The sequence below is a fragment of the Pseudomonas sp. IT-P176 genome, from assembly GCF_949767245.1.
GTDB lineage: Bacteria > Pseudomonadota > Gammaproteobacteria > Pseudomonadales > Pseudomonadaceae > Aquipseudomonas.
Genome location: NZ_CATKPN010000040.1, coordinates 11,748 through 27,178, shown reverse-complemented (window position 1 = coordinate 27,178; position 15,431 = coordinate 11,748). Strand labels below are relative to the sequence as shown.

The 15,431-nt window shown below is 60.5% G+C and carries 15 protein-coding genes and 1 riboswitch; of the genes, 5 read left to right on the top strand and 10 right to left on the bottom strand.

Annotation, left to right across the window (positions count from 1 at the left end):
• Positions 1-54: 54 nt before the first annotated feature.
• A riboswitch (cobalamin riboswitch) is annotated at positions 55-292 on the bottom strand.
• Between the two features lie 137 nt (positions 293-429).
• The gene (locus ACM6IP_RS10840; protein WP_414861471.1) at positions 430-1,743 is read left to right on the top strand and encodes a PQQ-dependent sugar dehydrogenase; all 1,314 of its coding nucleotides are present in this window, start codon (positions 430-432) and stop codon (positions 1,741-1,743) included.
• Positions 1,744-1,752: 9 nt separating this feature from the next.
• Here the strand turns inward: ACM6IP_RS10840 and ACM6IP_RS10835 are convergent, their stop codons facing one another.
• From ACM6IP_RS10835 to ACM6IP_RS10810, 6 genes are all read right to left on the bottom strand, one after another.
• Positions 1,753-2,415, bottom strand: a complete 663-nt coding sequence (locus ACM6IP_RS10835; protein WP_414861470.1) for a class I SAM-dependent methyltransferase — start codon at positions 2,413-2,415, stop codon at positions 1,753-1,755.
• 26 nt (positions 2,416-2,441) lie between these two features.
• Positions 2,442-2,975, bottom strand: coding sequence for a C40 family peptidase (locus ACM6IP_RS10830; RefSeq protein ID WP_095170340.1), 534 nt, complete (start codon positions 2,973-2,975; stop codon positions 2,442-2,444).
• 232 nt (positions 2,976-3,207) lie between these two features.
• Positions 3,208-3,831: a C40 family peptidase gene (locus ACM6IP_RS10825; RefSeq protein ID WP_159997476.1), complete on the bottom strand. Its 624-nt coding sequence runs from the start codon at positions 3,829-3,831 to the stop codon at positions 3,208-3,210.
• A 213-nt stretch (positions 3,832-4,044) separates the two neighbouring features.
• Complete coding sequence (hda, locus tag ACM6IP_RS10820; protein ID WP_008033543.1) at positions 4,045-4,749, bottom strand: DnaA regulatory inactivator Hda; 705 nt, start codon at positions 4,747-4,749, stop codon at positions 4,045-4,047.
• Positions 4,750-4,895: 146 nt separating this feature from the next.
• Positions 4,896-5,969: an AI-2E family transporter gene (locus tag ACM6IP_RS10815; RefSeq protein ID WP_095170342.1), complete on the bottom strand. Its 1,074-nt coding sequence runs from the start codon at positions 5,967-5,969 to the stop codon at positions 4,896-4,898.
• A gap of 34 nt (positions 5,970-6,003) precedes the next feature.
• Positions 6,004-7,044: a DUF2066 domain-containing protein gene (locus ACM6IP_RS10810; RefSeq protein WP_414861469.1), complete on the bottom strand. Its 1,041-nt coding sequence runs from the start codon at positions 7,042-7,044 to the stop codon at positions 6,004-6,006.
• Between the two features lie 386 nt (positions 7,045-7,430).
• Here ACM6IP_RS10810 and purM point away from each other — a divergent pair, with 386 nt between their 5' ends.
• The 4 genes from purM to ACM6IP_RS10790 all read left to right on the top strand — a co-directional run bounded on the left by purM (position 7,431) and on the right by ACM6IP_RS10790 (position 10,324).
• Positions 7,431-8,489 carry a phosphoribosylformylglycinamidine cyclo-ligase gene (gene purM / locus ACM6IP_RS10805; RefSeq protein WP_095170344.1) on the top strand — a complete coding sequence of 353 codons (1,059 nt, stop codon included), beginning with the start codon at positions 7,431-7,433 and terminating at the stop codon, positions 8,487-8,489.
• A complete protein-coding gene (gene purN / locus ACM6IP_RS10800; protein WP_095170345.1) occupies positions 8,489-9,139 on the top strand; it encodes a phosphoribosylglycinamide formyltransferase in 651 nt (216 codons plus the stop codon). Before purM ends, purN begins: the two co-directional genes overlap by 1 nt.
• A gap of 8 nt (positions 9,140-9,147) precedes the next feature.
• Positions 9,148-9,861, top strand: a complete 714-nt coding sequence (locus ACM6IP_RS10795; RefSeq protein WP_095170346.1) for a DUF3108 domain-containing protein — start codon at positions 9,148-9,150, stop codon at positions 9,859-9,861.
• 274 nt (positions 9,862-10,135) lie between these two features.
• Positions 10,136-10,324: a hypothetical protein gene (locus ACM6IP_RS10790; RefSeq protein ID WP_095170347.1), complete on the top strand. Its 189-nt coding sequence runs from the start codon at positions 10,136-10,138 to the stop codon at positions 10,322-10,324.
• 56 nt (positions 10,325-10,380) lie between these two features.
• Here ACM6IP_RS10790 and ACM6IP_RS10785 read toward each other — a convergent pair whose 3' ends face one another.
• The 4 genes from ACM6IP_RS10785 to relA all read right to left on the bottom strand — a co-directional run bounded on the left by ACM6IP_RS10785 (position 10,381) and on the right by relA (position 15,356).
• Positions 10,381-11,325 carry a hypothetical protein gene (locus ACM6IP_RS10785; protein ID WP_414861468.1) on the bottom strand — a complete coding sequence of 315 codons (945 nt, stop codon included), beginning with the start codon at positions 11,323-11,325 and terminating at the stop codon, positions 10,381-10,383.
• 237 nt (positions 11,326-11,562) lie between these two features.
• Entirely contained in the window at positions 11,563-12,105 is a 543-nt protein-coding gene (locus tag ACM6IP_RS10780) for a DUF2058 domain-containing protein (protein WP_095170349.1), read from the bottom strand.
• Between the two features lie 24 nt (positions 12,106-12,129).
• Positions 12,130-12,963, bottom strand: a complete 834-nt coding sequence (gene mazG / locus ACM6IP_RS10775) for a nucleoside triphosphate pyrophosphohydrolase (protein WP_095170366.1) — start codon at positions 12,961-12,963, stop codon at positions 12,130-12,132.
• 149 nt (positions 12,964-13,112) lie between these two features.
• Entirely contained in the window at positions 13,113-15,356 is a 2,244-nt protein-coding gene (relA, locus tag ACM6IP_RS10770) for a GTP diphosphokinase (protein WP_095170350.1), read from the bottom strand.
• Between the last annotated feature and the right edge of the window lie 75 nt (positions 15,357-15,431).

The following is a 15,431-nucleotide window of genomic DNA, read 5'->3' as shown; positions in this document are numbered from 1 at the left end:
AACGGCGGGCAGGCATAGAAATAGACGGCAAGAAGCCTGGCATCGCCCACCGTGATGCCGCTGGATGGATCAGGCCGGTCTCCGGGCTCATGAGTGGCGCGCTGGCCGGACGACGCGCCTTCCCATATCGGACACCGATACAGTGGCTCAAAGCGTCGTTTTCACTCATTTACCGTTGCGGGGGCAGCGCCGGGATCGTCACCCGTTCTGTCATAGAACGCGCGCTCACCGGCTTCCCTGTTTCACTCGATCGACCCTGGGGTCACCGAGCACCTGAAACAAGTCGCGAAGGTTAGTGGGTTGGGGGTGGAGCGTCAATTAAAGCCGGGCTAATCGGCAGCAAGAATGCAAAGCGCCACCTGACGAATTGAACCTAAGGTCATGCTGACGCCTCTATGGCTTAAGCAGTGCATTCAAAGGGAGAGCCGCATGTCCACGTCCCGCCTCGTTGGTGTCATCGCCCTGGCCGCAGGCCTGGTCGCCTGTGGAGAATCCTCGAGCCTCAGGGTCGAGGATGGCACCGGGCCTTCGCCCAAGCTGCCTGAACCCAACAAAACCCTGATACCGACGGTCAACATCGCACCCGCTGTCGGCTGGGCCAATGGCGCCAAGCCGACCGCAGCGCCCGGCACCCAGGTAGTCGCCTTTGCCGAAGGATTGGAGCATCCGCGCTGGCTCTACGTGCTGCCCAACGGCGATGTACTGGTCGCAGAAACCAATGCGCCAGCCAAGCCTGAAGATGGCAAGGGCATCCGTGGCTGGGTCATGGGCAAGGTCATGGACCGCGCTGGGGCCGCGGTGCCCAGCGCCAACCGCATCACCCTGCTGCGCGACAGCAACCACGATGGCGTGGCCGAAACCCGCAGCAGTTTTATCGAAAACCTCAATTCGCCGTTTGGCATGACCTTGGTCGGCAACGACCTGTACGTCGCCGACACCGATCGTTTGCTGCGCTTCAACTATGTCGAGGGGCAAACCTCGATCACCACCAAACCCATGAAAGTCATCGACCTGCCCGGTGGCACGCTGAATCATCACTGGACCAAAAACGTCATTGCCAGCCAGGACGGCAGCAAGTTGTATGTCACGGTGGGCTCCAACAGCAATGTCGGGGAAAACGGCCTGGAGCAGGAACAGGGCCGCGCCGCTATCTGGGAGGTGGATCGTGCCACCGGCAATCAGCGAATTTTCGCCTCCGGCCTGCGTAATCCCAATGGCATGGCCTGGGAGCCGAACTCGGGCAAACTGTGGACGGCGGTCAATGAGCGAGACGAGATCGGCAGCGACCTGGTGCCGGACTACATTACTTCGGTCAAGGATGGCGGCTTCTATGGCTGGCCGTTCAGCTACTACGGCCAGCATGTCGATGTCCGCGTCAGCCCGCAAGATCCGGATCAGGTGGCCAAGGCCATCGCCCCGGACTACGCAGTGGGCCCACACACCGCCTCCCTGGGCCTGGCCTTCGCCGAAGGCAGCACGTTGCCAGCCCCGTTCACCGAAGGCGCGTTTATCGGCCAGCATGGCTCGTGGAACCGCAAACCGCACAGCGGTTATAAAGTGATCTTCGTACCCTTCAGTGCCGGCAAGCCAAGCGGGCAACCGGTGGATGTGCTCAGCGGCTTCCTCAACCAGGACGAAGAGGCCATGGGGCGGCCGGTGGGAGTGGTGATCGATCGGCAGGGTAACTTGCTGGTGGCCGACGATGTGGGCAACAAGGTGTGGCGGGTATCCGCCCGCCAATGACCGCAGCGCCTAGCGTTTGCGGCACAGCGTCAGGCCATCCCCCAAGGGCAGTAACGACAGGTCGACCCGCGGATCATCCTTCAAGGCCAGGTTGAGTGCCTGGATGGCGCAGGTATCGGCACTCTCGGGTTGGCGCTCCAGGACCCGGCCACTCCACAGGGTGTTGTCGAATACCGCCAGGCCGCCGCTGCGCAACAAACGCAGGGCGCTTTCCAGGTAGGCCGGATAGTTGGCCTTGTCGGCATCGATGAAAATCAAGTCGAAATCGCCGCCCTGCCCTTGCTGCTCGATCTGCTCAAGGGTCTGCAACGCCGGCGCCAGGCGCAGTTCGATGCGCTCGCTGAGGCCGGCTTCCTGCCAGTACCGCCGCGCTGTGGCGTTGTAGTCACCAATGATGTCGCAGCAGATCAGTTGCCCGTCGTCCGGTAGGGCTGCGGCCATGCACAGGGCGCTGTAACCGGTGAACGTCCCCACTTCAATCACCCGGCGCGCACCGCTGAGCTTGACCAGCAACGCGAGGAACTGGCCCTGCTCCGGCGCTACTTGCCAACGCGCCATGGGCAGCGCCTGGGTTTCGTCACGCAGACGACGTTGCAGCGGCGTTTCGCGCAGCGAGACGTCGAGCAGGTACTGATAGAGGGCATCGTCGAGATTGAGCGTACGCGCGGTCATTACCACCTCTGCCAACCCGTTGTGAACTAGGGATTGTGCGCCAGGTGCTCGGGTTGCAATACGCGCTTGGCGCTCAGGTAGGCTTTTTGCCAATAGGCTTTGGACAAGCTGTCGAGCTTGACCGTACCACCGGTGGCCGGCGCGTGCACGAAGCGCCCTTCGCCGACGTAGATGCCGGCGTGACTGACCCGTGAGCCGCCGTTGGTGGCGAAGAAGATCACATCGCCAGTCTGCAGGGCCTCTTTGCCGACGCTCGGGGCCTGCATGCCGATCATTTCACCGGTGGTGCGCGGCAGGGAAATACCCGCTGCATCCCGGTAGACATAGCCAATCAAGCCACTGCAATCAAATCCCGAATCCGGAGTATTGCCGCCCCAGCGATAGGGAGTGCCCACCAGGCCCAGGGCGCGAAACAGCACGTCTTCGGCAGCCGGGGAGAAATTCTGGGTAGGGGCAAAAATCGGTGCGCGGACCACCTTGGCCGGTGGCGGCGTACGGCTGGCACAGGCGCTGAGCAGCGCGACGCAGAACATGAGTGCAAGGCGGGCCGACATCGTCATTACCGAACATCCTGATCTGGCTGCGGCTGTCACTGCCGGGAGGCTGAAAACAAAACCGCGTAAGCAGGGCTTACGCGGTTAGTTGATCAACAATAGATCAGGATTCTAGCGGCTACGCGCCAAACTTCAAGTAAGACTTTAAGTTTGCACTACAAAAAGAAGGGGTATTGCCGGGAAGATGGTCTTTGCGCTGGCCGGCGCTCGCCTGGAGCGCCGTTGCCAGCCTGCCCGCTTACTTGCGGGCAGTGACCGTGGTCGGAGCCATGGCGAGGGCGCGCTTGGCTTCGATGAAGGTCTTGCTCCAGTAGCTGTCGCCCAGGCTATCGACCCGGACACCGCCGCTGCGGCTGCTGCTGGAGTGGATGAACTGGTTGTCACCGAGGTAGATCCCGGCGTGGCTGACACGCCCGCGACGACCATTGGTGGCGAAGAACAGCAGGTCGCCCGGTTCCAGCTTGCTGCGCGAAACCAGTGGCGCATCAACGTTGATCATTTCGCGGGTGGAGCGTGGCAGGTTCATGCCCGCTTCTTCGCGAAACAGGTAGCCGATGAAGCCGCTGCAATCGAAACCGGCTTCAGAGGTACCACCGAAACGGTAACGGGTACCGATCAGGGACATGCCACGTTCGAGGATGCTGTCGGCCAGGACCGGCATCTGGTAAGGCTTGCGGCCCGCAAACGCGGCCAGCTCTTTTTCGGTTGCCAGTTCTTCCTGATAAACAGCGGAAGACTGCGCGGTAACAGAGTTCTTGACCTGTTGCTGGGGCTCTTGCTGGGACACTGGGGAGTGTGCAGAGCAACCAAACAACAGGGTGACGAGTGCGAGAGGCACGAGGGGTGCGAAGCGCTTTAGCATGGGCACGACCGTGGCTGAATTGTGTAAAGAAGCCGAGACTATGCCTTCAATCACCCTCATTTGCAAATTCAATCGATTTAAATGTGACTTTGCAGTTTCGCCCCGCCATCTAAGCGCTTAAGCCCATTTTAAATCTGCACGCATGACGAACGCCGTTCGCCTGCGGTTTTTCTGACGCCTGAAATTTGCCGAAACGCGCTACAGGCCGCGGTTTTACCAGCCCAGGGTTTCTTTGAGGAAGGGAATGGTCAGCTTGCGCTGAGCCTGCAGGGACGCCTGATCGAGGCGCTCAAGCAGCTCGAACAGGGCACTCATACTGCGGGTACCGCGAGTCAGGATAAAATGCCCGACTTCGTCGGTCAGGTGCAGACCGCGGCGCGAGGCACGCAGTTGCAGGGCGCGCAATTTGTCCTCATCGGACAGCGGACGCATCTGGAAAATCAACGCCAGGGTCAAACGGGATTTGAGGTCGGCCAGCTTGACTGGCAACTCCCGCGGCGAAGTCGACGCTGCGATCAGCAAGCGCCGACCACTGTCGCGCAGCCGATTGAACAGGTGGAACAGCGCCTCTTCCCAGTCTGCTCGCCCGGCAACCGCCTGCAGGTCATCCAGGCACACCAGCTCGTACTGCTCGAGGTTGTCGAGGATCTCGATACCCCGGTCCAGCAATTCGGCCAACGGCAGGTACACCGCCGGCTCGCCCAACTGCTCGAAGCGCAGGCACGCCGCCTGCAACAAGTGCGTACGCCCCACGCCGTCCTTGCCCCACAGATAGATCAGGCTTTCGGTCCAGCCGGCGTCGGCTTCGCACAGGCGTTCGACATAGCCGAGTGCAGCGGCGTTGGCGCCAGGGTAGTAATTGATAAAGGTGGCGTCATCACGCAGACGCACACCTAGGGGCAGCTGAATCGGTTTCATGCTGACTGAACAGTTCCAAAGGAACCGTTAGTGGCCTCTGTGTAAAGTTTGCAAAGTTTATACCCGTGAAGCCAGCCGCACAATGCAACAGACCATAAGCAAAATCAAAGGTTTGCGTTAACTTGCCAGTATCGGGCCAGACGCGCTCACGCCTCGGGCCCCTGGGCCCCACTATACATTCCCGAATCCTTGTACAAATCTTGCACGTGACGCACCAGCACCATGATCACCGCCGCCACCGGTAACGCCAGCAGGATCCCGGTAAAGCCGAACAACTCGCCGCCGGCCAGGATCGCGAAGATCACCGCCACCGGATGCAGGCCAATCCGGTCACCCACCAGCAATGGCGTCAGCACCATGCCTTCCAGGGCCTGGCCGACCATGAACACCGCGACAATCCCGATCATCGGGTACGGGTCGCCACCAAACTGGAACAGTCCGGCAATCAACGCCGCGCCAATCCCGATCACAAAGCCCATGTAGGGCACGATGGCCGCCAGACCGGCAATCAGGCCGATCAACAACCCCAGTTGCAGGCCGACCAGCATCAGGCCCGCCGCGTAGATCACCCCCAACGCCAGCATCACTAGCAACTGCCCGCGCACGAAGGCGCCCAGCACCTCATGGCATTCGCCGGCCAGCGACACCAGCCGCGCCTCACGATCACGCGGCAGCAGGCTGCGGATCTTGGCCATCATCACATCCCAATCACGCAGCAGGTAAAAGCTCACCACCGGGATCAACACCAGGTTGGCCAGCAATCCGATCAGCGCCAGGCTGGACGCCGTGGCCTGGCTCAGCACCACCCCGACGATGTCGGTGGTCTGCCCCATGTGCTCACTGATGGCAGCCTTGACCTTGTCGAACTTCCAGAACCCGTCCGCCAGCCCCAACTTGGCCTGCACCCATGGCATCGCGGTGTGCTGCAGCCAGTCGAGCATCTGCGGAGCCAGTTCGTACAGGCTGAACAACTGCTTGGCCAGCATCGGCACCAGCACCAGCAACAAGGCCATGACGATCAAGGTGAACACGGCAAACACCGCCACCACGCCCCAGGTCCGCGACAGACCGTACTTTTCCAGACGGTCGACCATCGGATCGAACAGGTACGCCAGCCCCAGCGCCACCAGGAAAGGCGTGAGGATCGGGTGCAACAGATAAATGAACAGACACAGCAGGACGACCCCACCCAGCCAAACCCAACGCCGCGAATCGGCCATGTACCACTCCTGCTTCTATATAGGAAAAGAAAAACTACCAGCGAAAACTCAATTGAGCCTTGGGTGCTGCCGCCACTGCCGCAGGCGTACCCTCGGCGCCCGGGGCCAGTGGTGCAGGCGCCGCTACGGGCACCTCCTGCAACTTGGCCAGGCTCAACTGCGCACGCAGTTGCTCGCTGCTGCCATTGACCCGATACACGATCCGGTCACCCTCCACCCGCTGCAAACGGGCACCAAAGGGCTCCAGCAAGCGCCCCAGCGCAGCATAACGTTCAAGGTTCATGCCCTGCACTTCAAGCACCTGCTCGCCGGACGCCCCCGGCTTGGAGGCAAAGCGCGGCGCCAGGCGCTCACTCACTGCCAGCAACACCGCGTCGGCAACCGCCGCGCTGTCCGCCCCCTGCACGCTGCCCTGCTCACGCTGGTCTCCCAGCCACAGATGCCATTTGGCCTGCCATGCACCGCCATCCTCACGCGCATGTACCGCCAGCAGGCCATCGGCACCATAACGCTCGGAGGCGCTGCGCAGCGCAGTGGCATCGTTACCTTGCAGATTGGGTGCGGTGGCGACCAGTTGCTCGCTCAGGTCGGCCAGCGGCAGGCGCAAGGGTAACCCACGATGCTGGGCCGCACGGCGCAAGGGCTCGGCACTGGACTGGCCGTCGCCCACCAGGCTCGAGCCTTCACTGGATTCGTTGAGCCACCAACCGAGGATCGACGGCCGATTGGCGCCCCACACCGCCAACCCGGCCTGGCGCAACGCGCGATCGGTACTCGCCGGATCGAATTCGACCTGCAGGCTTTCCGGCGGCCCGGCATCGTAGCCGTACTGGCTGATGATTTGTTGCGGGTCCTTGCGCAAGGCGGCCAGGCCGGGGCTCTGCAAGGCCTTGGCATCTCCGGTAAGGCGCAACACCAGGGTGTCGAGCGCACGCTGGGTGGCCTGGTCGCGCTCTTGCGGGGTCTGGTTGCTGACCGGTTCGCGTACCTGATAGAGACCTTTGACTGTTTGGGCCTGGCTGGCCAGGCTGAGCACTGACAACACACCGGCAAACAACAATTTACACAGACGCATGGAAGATTCCCGACGACAGAAAGCGGCTGGAACGCACCGCATGAATCAATTTGAACAGGGCTGTGACCACGCGCCCCAGCAAAACATTCACGCGATCGCTGGAAGTTTTTACTCCGTCATAACCATAGACGGTAAACAGCTCTACCTTATACAGCGACACACGAGATCACCAACGCCGGCATTTTTTGCTTTTTTTTGCCGATATGCCCCTGCCCGTCGGCCCGAGGATGGCCGCTGCCCCTCAAGCCTGATAAAATCGCGCGCCTTCGCAGACCGGCAATGGCCGGGTGATCTGAAATGTTTTGCGCGGCACTCCCGCCAGGACGCTTTCAGCCTTCCCGCCAGACTCGGTCGTTACCCCTGAATCCCCCCTAAAGGCCTGGATCATGAGCAAGCAACCCTCCCTGAGCTACAAGGACGCCGGTGTAGACATCGACGCCGGTGAAGCATTGGTCGAACGCATCAAGAGCGTCGCCAAGCGCACTGCGCGCCCGGAAGTCATGGGCGGCCTGGGCGGTTTCGGCGCCCTCTGCGAAATCCCGGCCGGCTACAAGCAGCCTGTACTGGTTTCCGGCACCGACGGTGTTGGCACCAAGCTGCGCCTGGCACTGAACCTGAACAAGCACGACAGCATCGGCATCGACCTGGTGGCCATGTGCGTTAACGACCTGGTGGTGTGCGGCGCCGAACCGCTGTTCTTCCTGGACTACTACGCCACCGGCAAGCTCAACGTCGAAACCGCCACCCAGGTGGTCACTGGCATCGGCGCTGGCTGCGAACTGTCCGGCTGCTCCCTGGTTGGCGGCGAAACCGCTGAAATGCCTGGCATGTACGAAGGCGAAGACTACGACCTGGCCGGCTTCTGCGTCGGTGTGGTCGAGAAAGCCGAGATCATCGACGGCTCGAAAGTGGCCGCCGGCGATGCCCTGCTCGCCCTGCCTTCGTCCGGCCCGCACTCCAACGGCTACTCGCTGATCCGCAAGATCATCGAAGTATCCGGTGCCGACATCGAGAACATCGAACTCGATGGCAAGCCGCTGACCGACCTGCTGATGGCGCCGACCCGTATCTACGTCAAGCCGTTGCTCAAGCTGATCAAGGACACCGGCGCCGTAAAAGCCATGGCCCACATCACCGGTGGTGGCCTGCTGGACAACATCCCGCGCGTCCTGCCAAAAGGCGCACAAGCCGTGGTTGACGTTGCGAGCTGGACCCGTCCTGCCGTGTTCGACTGGCTGCAAGAGCAAGGCAACGTCGACGAAAACGAAATGCACCGCGTGCTGAACTGCGGCGTGGGCATGGTCATCTGCGTCGCTCAAGAGCACGTTGAAACCGCGCTGAACGTACTGCGTGAAGCCGGCGAGCAGCCTTGGGTCATCGGTCAGATTTCCACCGCTGCCGAAGGCGCGGCTCAGGTTGAACTGAAGAACCTCAAGGCTCATTGATGTCCAAGACCTGTGATGTGGTGGTGCTGTTGTCCGGCACCGGCAGTAACTTGCAGGCCTTGATCGACGACGCACAGCATGCGGACAACCCTGTCCGCATCCGCGCCGTGATCTCGAACCGCGCCGATGCCTACGGCCTTCAGCGCGCCAGGGACGCGGGTATCGACACCCGCGCCCTGGATCACAAGGCTTTCGAAGGCCGCGAGGCCTTCGATGCCGCCTTGATCGAACTGATCGATGAATTCCAGCCCAAGCTGGTGGTACTGGCCGGTTTCATGCGCATTCTCAGCGCTGATTTCGTGCGTCACTATCAGGGCCGCCTGCTCAATATCCACCCTTCGCTGCTACCCAAATACAAAGGGTTACACACTCATCAGCGAGCGTTGGAGGCCGGCGACACTGAACACGGATGCAGCGTGCACTTCGTTACCGAGGAACTCGACGGCGGCCCACTGGTCGTACAGGCAGTAATACCGGTAGAGTTGCATGATTCGCCGCAAAGTCTGGCGCAACGCGTACACGTACGCGAACACCAGATTTATCCGTTGGCTGTTCGCTGGTTTGCCGAGGGCCGCCTGAGCCTTGGCGAAGAAGGTGCTTTACTGGATGGCCAGTTGCTCGAGGCCAGCGGTCACTTGATTCGTAACTAGGAGATTTTATGCGTCGCGCCCTGCTCTTCGCTTGCGCTCTGTTCGCCCTGCCACTCGCGCAGGCTGCAGACCTTCAACCGTTCTCCGCCAGCTACACCGCCGACTGGAAACAGCTGCCGATGAGCGGCACTGCCGAACGCAGCCTGGCCAAACAAGCCAATGGTGTCTGGAAGCTCAGCTTCAAGGCCTCCATGATGATTGCCAGCCTGACCGAAGAAAGCACCCTGACACTCGACAAGGACACCCTGCTGCCGCAGTCGTATCACTTCGAGCGTGGCGGCCTGGGCAAGGCCAAGAAGGCTGATCTGGATTTCGACTGGACCACCAAGATGGTCACCGGCACTGATCGCGGTGACGCGGTCAAGATCCCGCTGAACCGCGGCATGGTCGACAAATCCACCTATCAGTTGGCCCTGCAGCACGATGTCGCCGCCGGCAAGAAAAGCATGAGCTACCAAGTGGTCGATGACGGCGAAGTCGATACCTACGACTTCCGCGTCCTGGGCTCCGAGAAAGTCGACACCAAGGCCGGCCAGATCGACGCGATCAAGGTGGAGCGCGTACGCGACCCGACACAAAGCAAACGCATCACCGTGATGTGGTTCGCCAAGGACTGGGACTACCTGCTGGTTCGCCTGCAACAGGTCGAAACCGACGGCAAGGAGTACAACATCATGCTCCTGGACGGCACCGTCAACGGCAAGTCGGTCAAAGGCAGCTAAGCCTGGAAACACCCAAAAGCCTCGCGAAAGCGGGGCTTTTTTTCGCCTGTAGATTCGCCGTCACCGGCCCGCGAAGCCCTTCGGCTCATGAAACTTCTGTCATGAAACTTTCCAGCCTGCGACCGAATGTCACGCCCTGCGCGGGCTGCAGGATTTTCTCAATTCCTGCAACAGACCGTTACCGATTCTGCTGATTTACTTAGCAAGCTATCAAAACATATAACAAAGGCCTGCACACGCCTTGCTGCAGATCAATCAGGATTGGAGCTAGCAGATGACAGTTAAAGTGACAGAACGCGACGATTCACACATGTCCCACGAAGGGGTAGCCGCCGGTATCCGCATCTGGGATGTGCATCAACAAGACTTGCTGGTGGGAATGTTTCATTCCGAAAGCGACGCCCACAGCTATCGCATCGAATTGGAAACCCTGGAGCAGCAACGCGAAACCGCTACGCGCTGACCTTTGAAAACTGCAGCCGCCAACCCAGCCAAGCGCCGAGGCTGGCGGCTGCAGACTCAGCTCAGTTCCAGTTGCACAAAGTGCAACGTCTCCTCGACTTTCATAGCCTGCAGTTCGTGGCTGATCCGGCCGGAACTGACTTTAGCGAACTGACAACGCCCCTCGCCCATGCCATCGTTCCTGACCGCAAACTGCACACTCGGCGGGTACGGCCGGTCTTGATCAAACGGCATGCCACAGGCGATCAGGAAATCAACTTTCGCCTCGATCTGCTCCGTCTCTTCATCTCGCTCGCGCTCTTCGAGTTGCGCGTAGTCCAGGCACACATTGATACTAAAAGGGCACTGTTCGACCATCGAGTTAAAAAATATCGGACCATAACCCTGCGCCGTATTGTGCTCGGACAGCGCCGAACTGAGTTTGCGCACTTTGACTTTCAAGTTATCGGAAAGCTGAAAGTACCAATAACACTCATCACTGCCGACATTCCTGCCAAAGTCGATACCGGAAACATGGCGCTTTGGCCACATCGATAGCTCCGGGAAGCCGTCGCCCAGAAACTTGAAGTTACTCGCCAGCAACACTGAGTTGACCACTTCAAAATACTCACCTTGAGGATCCTCGACCTTGATCAAGCTGGCACAGGTGCCGGCCATCAGGACGACCCTGCCATAGTCGTTGAGCGGCAGCCACTTGATGAGCTGCGCGATACTCCCCGGCAGTTGCTCCAGGTAACAACTGCTCAGCTGCAGCAGCTCCTCCTCGGTGCCCGCACTGGCCCAGGGTACGTTCCAGAAGAACTCGGGCAAGGTGAAGAACAGGCACTGACTGTCGACGTAATCATTGATGGTCAGTTCGGCACTCAGGTTCAGCCTGTCACTGACGAATTGAACTCGCCGATCGAGTTCCTGGGTGACATAACTGACGATGCTCTGGCCCGGTTTACGCGCCCAGGAGAATTCCGAATGAAAGGTGGGTTGTTGCAAAGACGCAATAGTCACAAACATTAAGCACCTCAGAATCATTAATAGATCAAATACTCTCCTTGCCGCTGGGCCATTAAAAGATCAACCGCAGGATCGGTACTACACCGACCTGAAGCCAGACATAAATAAATATTAACCGCCGTATAACAGAAGAGCCCGAAAGAGCGTAGCGATACACTCTTTCGGGCTCAACATGTTTGACCGCCTGAAGTACTAACGCATGTGTAGTTGTCGCCAACTACCCATGTCGTATTACCACATCAGATCATCAGGAATCTGATAGGCCGCATACGGATCGTCCTCGGCATCGACCTCTTCGGTCTGCACGTTCATCTGCACGATGCGCTGTGGATCGCGCTCCTGGATCTTCAGCGCAGCCTCACGTGGGATCACTTCGTAGCCGCCGCCATGGTGCACGATGGCCAGCGAGCCGCTGCTGAGTTTGTTGCGCATCAGGGTGTTGACCGACAGGCGCTTGACCTTCTTGTCGTCAACGAAGTTGTAGTAGTCCTCGGTGGTGAGCTTGGGCAGGCGCGAGACTTCGATCAGTTGCTTGATCTGTGCGGCACGGGCCTTCTGCTCGGCTTTCTCCTGCTGCTGGCGGTTGAGCTCCTGGTCGCGCTTGACCTTCTCGGCCATGGCTTCCTGGGCCAGGCGTTGCTGGCTGTCGTCGAGCTCGATCTGGCCTTTGTGGGCCAGACGTTGTTGCTTCTGCTTTTCTTTACCGACCTGCTTGGCCTGCTTTTGATTGACCAGCCCTGCTTTGAGCAACTGGTCGCGAAGGGAAATGCTCATGTGCTTACTCACTTAGGCAACTGCTCAACCGCAGCTGGGCAAATTCTTTTCCTGACGTTTGGCTTCGCCCCACAAGGCGTCCAACTCTTCGAGGGTGCAATTTTCTATGGGTTGGTGCGTGTCGCGCAATGCCTGTTCGATAAATCGGAAACGTCGCTCAAACTTGGCATTGGCCCCGCGCAGCGCGGTTTCCGGGTCGACCTTGAGGTGCCGCGCCAGATTGACCACGGAAAACAACAGGTCGCCGACCTCGTCACTGATCGCCGCCTTGTCGTTATCGGCCATGGCCTCAAGCACTTCATCGAGCTCTTCACGCACCTTGTCGAGCACCGGCAACGCATGCGGCCAATCGAACCCTACCTGCCCGGCACGCTTTTGCAACTTGGCCGAACGCGACAGCGCCGGCAGCGCACTGGGCACATCGTCGAGCAAGGACAACTGCTCGGGTGCCTGGGACTTCTCGGCCCGTTCTTGCGCCTTGATCTGCTCCCAGCGCTGCTTGACCTGCTCCTCGTCGAGGCGCGGGACATCCAGCGGCGCGTACAGCTCGCCAGTGGGAAACACATGGGGATGACGGCGGATCAGCTTGCGGGTGATGCTGTCGATGACGCCGGCAAACTCGAAACGCCCTTCCTCTCGGGCCAACTGGCTGTAGTACACCACCTGGAACAGCAAGTCGCCCAACTCACCCTGCAAGTGATCGAAGTCACCGCGCTCGATGGCGTCAGCCACTTCGTAGGCTTCCTCCAGGGTGTGCGGGACGATGCTCTTGTACGTTTGCTTGATGTCCCATGGGCAGCCGTACTGCGGGTCGCGCAGACGGGCCATGAGGTGCAGCAGGTCTTCAAGTGAATACATTTATCAAACTCTACTGGACCCTGTGGGAGCGAGCTTGCTCGCGATGAGGGAGTATCAGGCAACACAGATGTCGACTGACACGCCGCTTTCGCGAGCAAACGGAGCCCCGTCCGGCTCGCTCCCACAGTGGATCGGCGCTAAACATGCCATCACGGCGTACGATTACGCCGGGTCTCAATGATGTTCGGCAACTGGGAAATTCGCCCCAGCAGCCGCCCCAAAGCGTCCAGCCCCGGAATCTCGATGGTCAGGGACATCAACGCAGTGTTGTCCTCCTTGTTCGAGCGGGTGTTGACCGCCAGCACGTTGATCCGCTCGTTGAGCAGCACTTGCGAGACGTCACGCAGCAGACCGGAGCGGTCGTAGGCACGGATGATGATGTCCACCGGATAGGTGAGCACCGGCACCGGGCCCCAACTGACCTGGATGATCCGCTCGGGTTCGCGCCCGCCCAGTTGCAACACCGAGGCACAGTCCTGGCGGTGAATGCTGACACCGCGGCCCTGGGTGATGTAGCCGACGATCGCGTCGCCTGGCAGCGGCTGGCAGCAGCCGGCCATCTGCGTCATCAGGTTGCCCACGCCCTGGATCTGGATGTCGCCGCGCTTGCCGGGCTTGTAGCCGGTGGCCTTGCGCGGGATCAGCTCCAACTGTTCGTTGCCGCGTTCCGGCTCCACCAGTTGCTGCGCCAGGTTGACCAGTTGGGCCAGGCGCAGATCGCCCGCGCCCAGGGCTGCGAACATGTCCTCGGCGGTTTTCATGTTGGCCTTGTCGGCCAGCTTCTCGAAATCCACCTGCGGCAGGCCGAGGCGATTGAGCTCGCGTTCGAGCAAGGTCTTGCCCGCCGCGACGTTCTGATCGCGCGCCTGCAACTTGAACCAGTGGACAATCTTGGCCCGGGCCCGCGAGGTGGTGATGTAGCCCAGGTTCGGGTTCAGCCAGTCACGGCTCGGGGTGCCGTGCTTGCTGGTGATGATCTCGACCTGTTCACCGGTTTGCAGGCTGTAGTTGAGCGGCACGATACGCCCGTTGATCTTTGCGCCACGGCAGTTGTGGCCGATCTCGGTGTGCACGCGATAGGCAAAATCCAGCGGCGTCGCGCCCTTGGGCAGGTCGATGGCATGGCCGTCGGGGGTGAAGATGTACACCCGGTCCGGCTCGATATCGACCCGCAACTGTTCGGCCAGGCCACCGATGTCCCCCAGCTCCTCGTGCCACTCGAGCACCTGGCGCAACCAGGAGATTTTCTCTTCGTAGTGGTTGGAGCCGGACTTGACGTCGGTGCCTTTGTACTTCCAGTGCGCACAGACCCCCAGTTCGGCCTCTTCGTGCATGGCGTGGGTGCGGATCTGCACTTCCAGCACCTTGCCCTCGGGACCGATCACCGCCGTGTGCAACGAGCGGTAGCCGTTCTCCTTGGGGTTGGCGATGTAGTCGTCGAATTCCTTGGGAATGTGCCGCCACAGCGTGTGGACGATACCCAGCGCGGTATAGCAGTCGCGCATTTCCGGCACCAGCACGCGCACCGCGCGCACGTCGTAGATCTGGCTGAACTCCAGACCCTTGCGCTGCATTTTGCGCCAGATCGAATAGATGTGCTTGGCTCGGCCGCTGATGTCGGCATCGACACCGGTGGCCTGCAACTCGCTCTGCAACTGGTTCATCACGTCGCTGATGAAACGCTCGCGGTCGAGGCGCCGCTCATGCAGCAACTTGGCAATCTGCTTGTACTGGTCCGGCTCCAGGTAACGGAAGGACAAGTCCTCCAGCTCCCACTTGATATGACCGATCCCCAGGCGATGGGCCAGCGGCGCGTAGATATCAAAAACTTCCCGGGCGACCCGGTTGCGCTTTTCGTCGTCGGCGGTTTTCACCGCGCGGATCGCGCAGGTGCGCTCGGCGAGCTTGATCAGGGCCACACGGACGTCGTCGACCATGGCCACCAGCATCTTGCGCAGGTTTTCCACCTGGCCCTGGGTGCCCAGCACCATGGACTGGCGCGGGCTCAGGCTGGCGCTGATGGCCGCCATGCGCAGCACGCCGTCGATCAGCTTGCCGACCACCGGGCCAAAGCGCTGGCTGACGTTGGGCAGTTGGATCTGGCCTTCGCGCACGCCACGGTAAAGGATCGCCGCGACCAGGGAGTCCTGGTCAAGCTTGAGGTCGGCGAGAATTTCCGCGATCTCAAGCCCGGTGCGAAAACTCGAGGTGCCTTCGGACCACAGGTTCTTCGCTGCATTGTCTTGCTGTTCGGCCTGTCGAGCGAACTCGCAGGCTTCCTTCAAGGCTTCGCGATCCAGTGCCGGATCGACACTGACCGCATGATCGAGCCAAGCCTCGAGATTGATACTGCCGTCGGTGTTGATCGGCTGGTGTGCTCTCACCTGTACCATCTTGCTTACCTTCCCTACGACGCAGATTCAATGCGTCAAATCGCTGACCTTCGTTGCCCATGCGCCCTCGCTGGG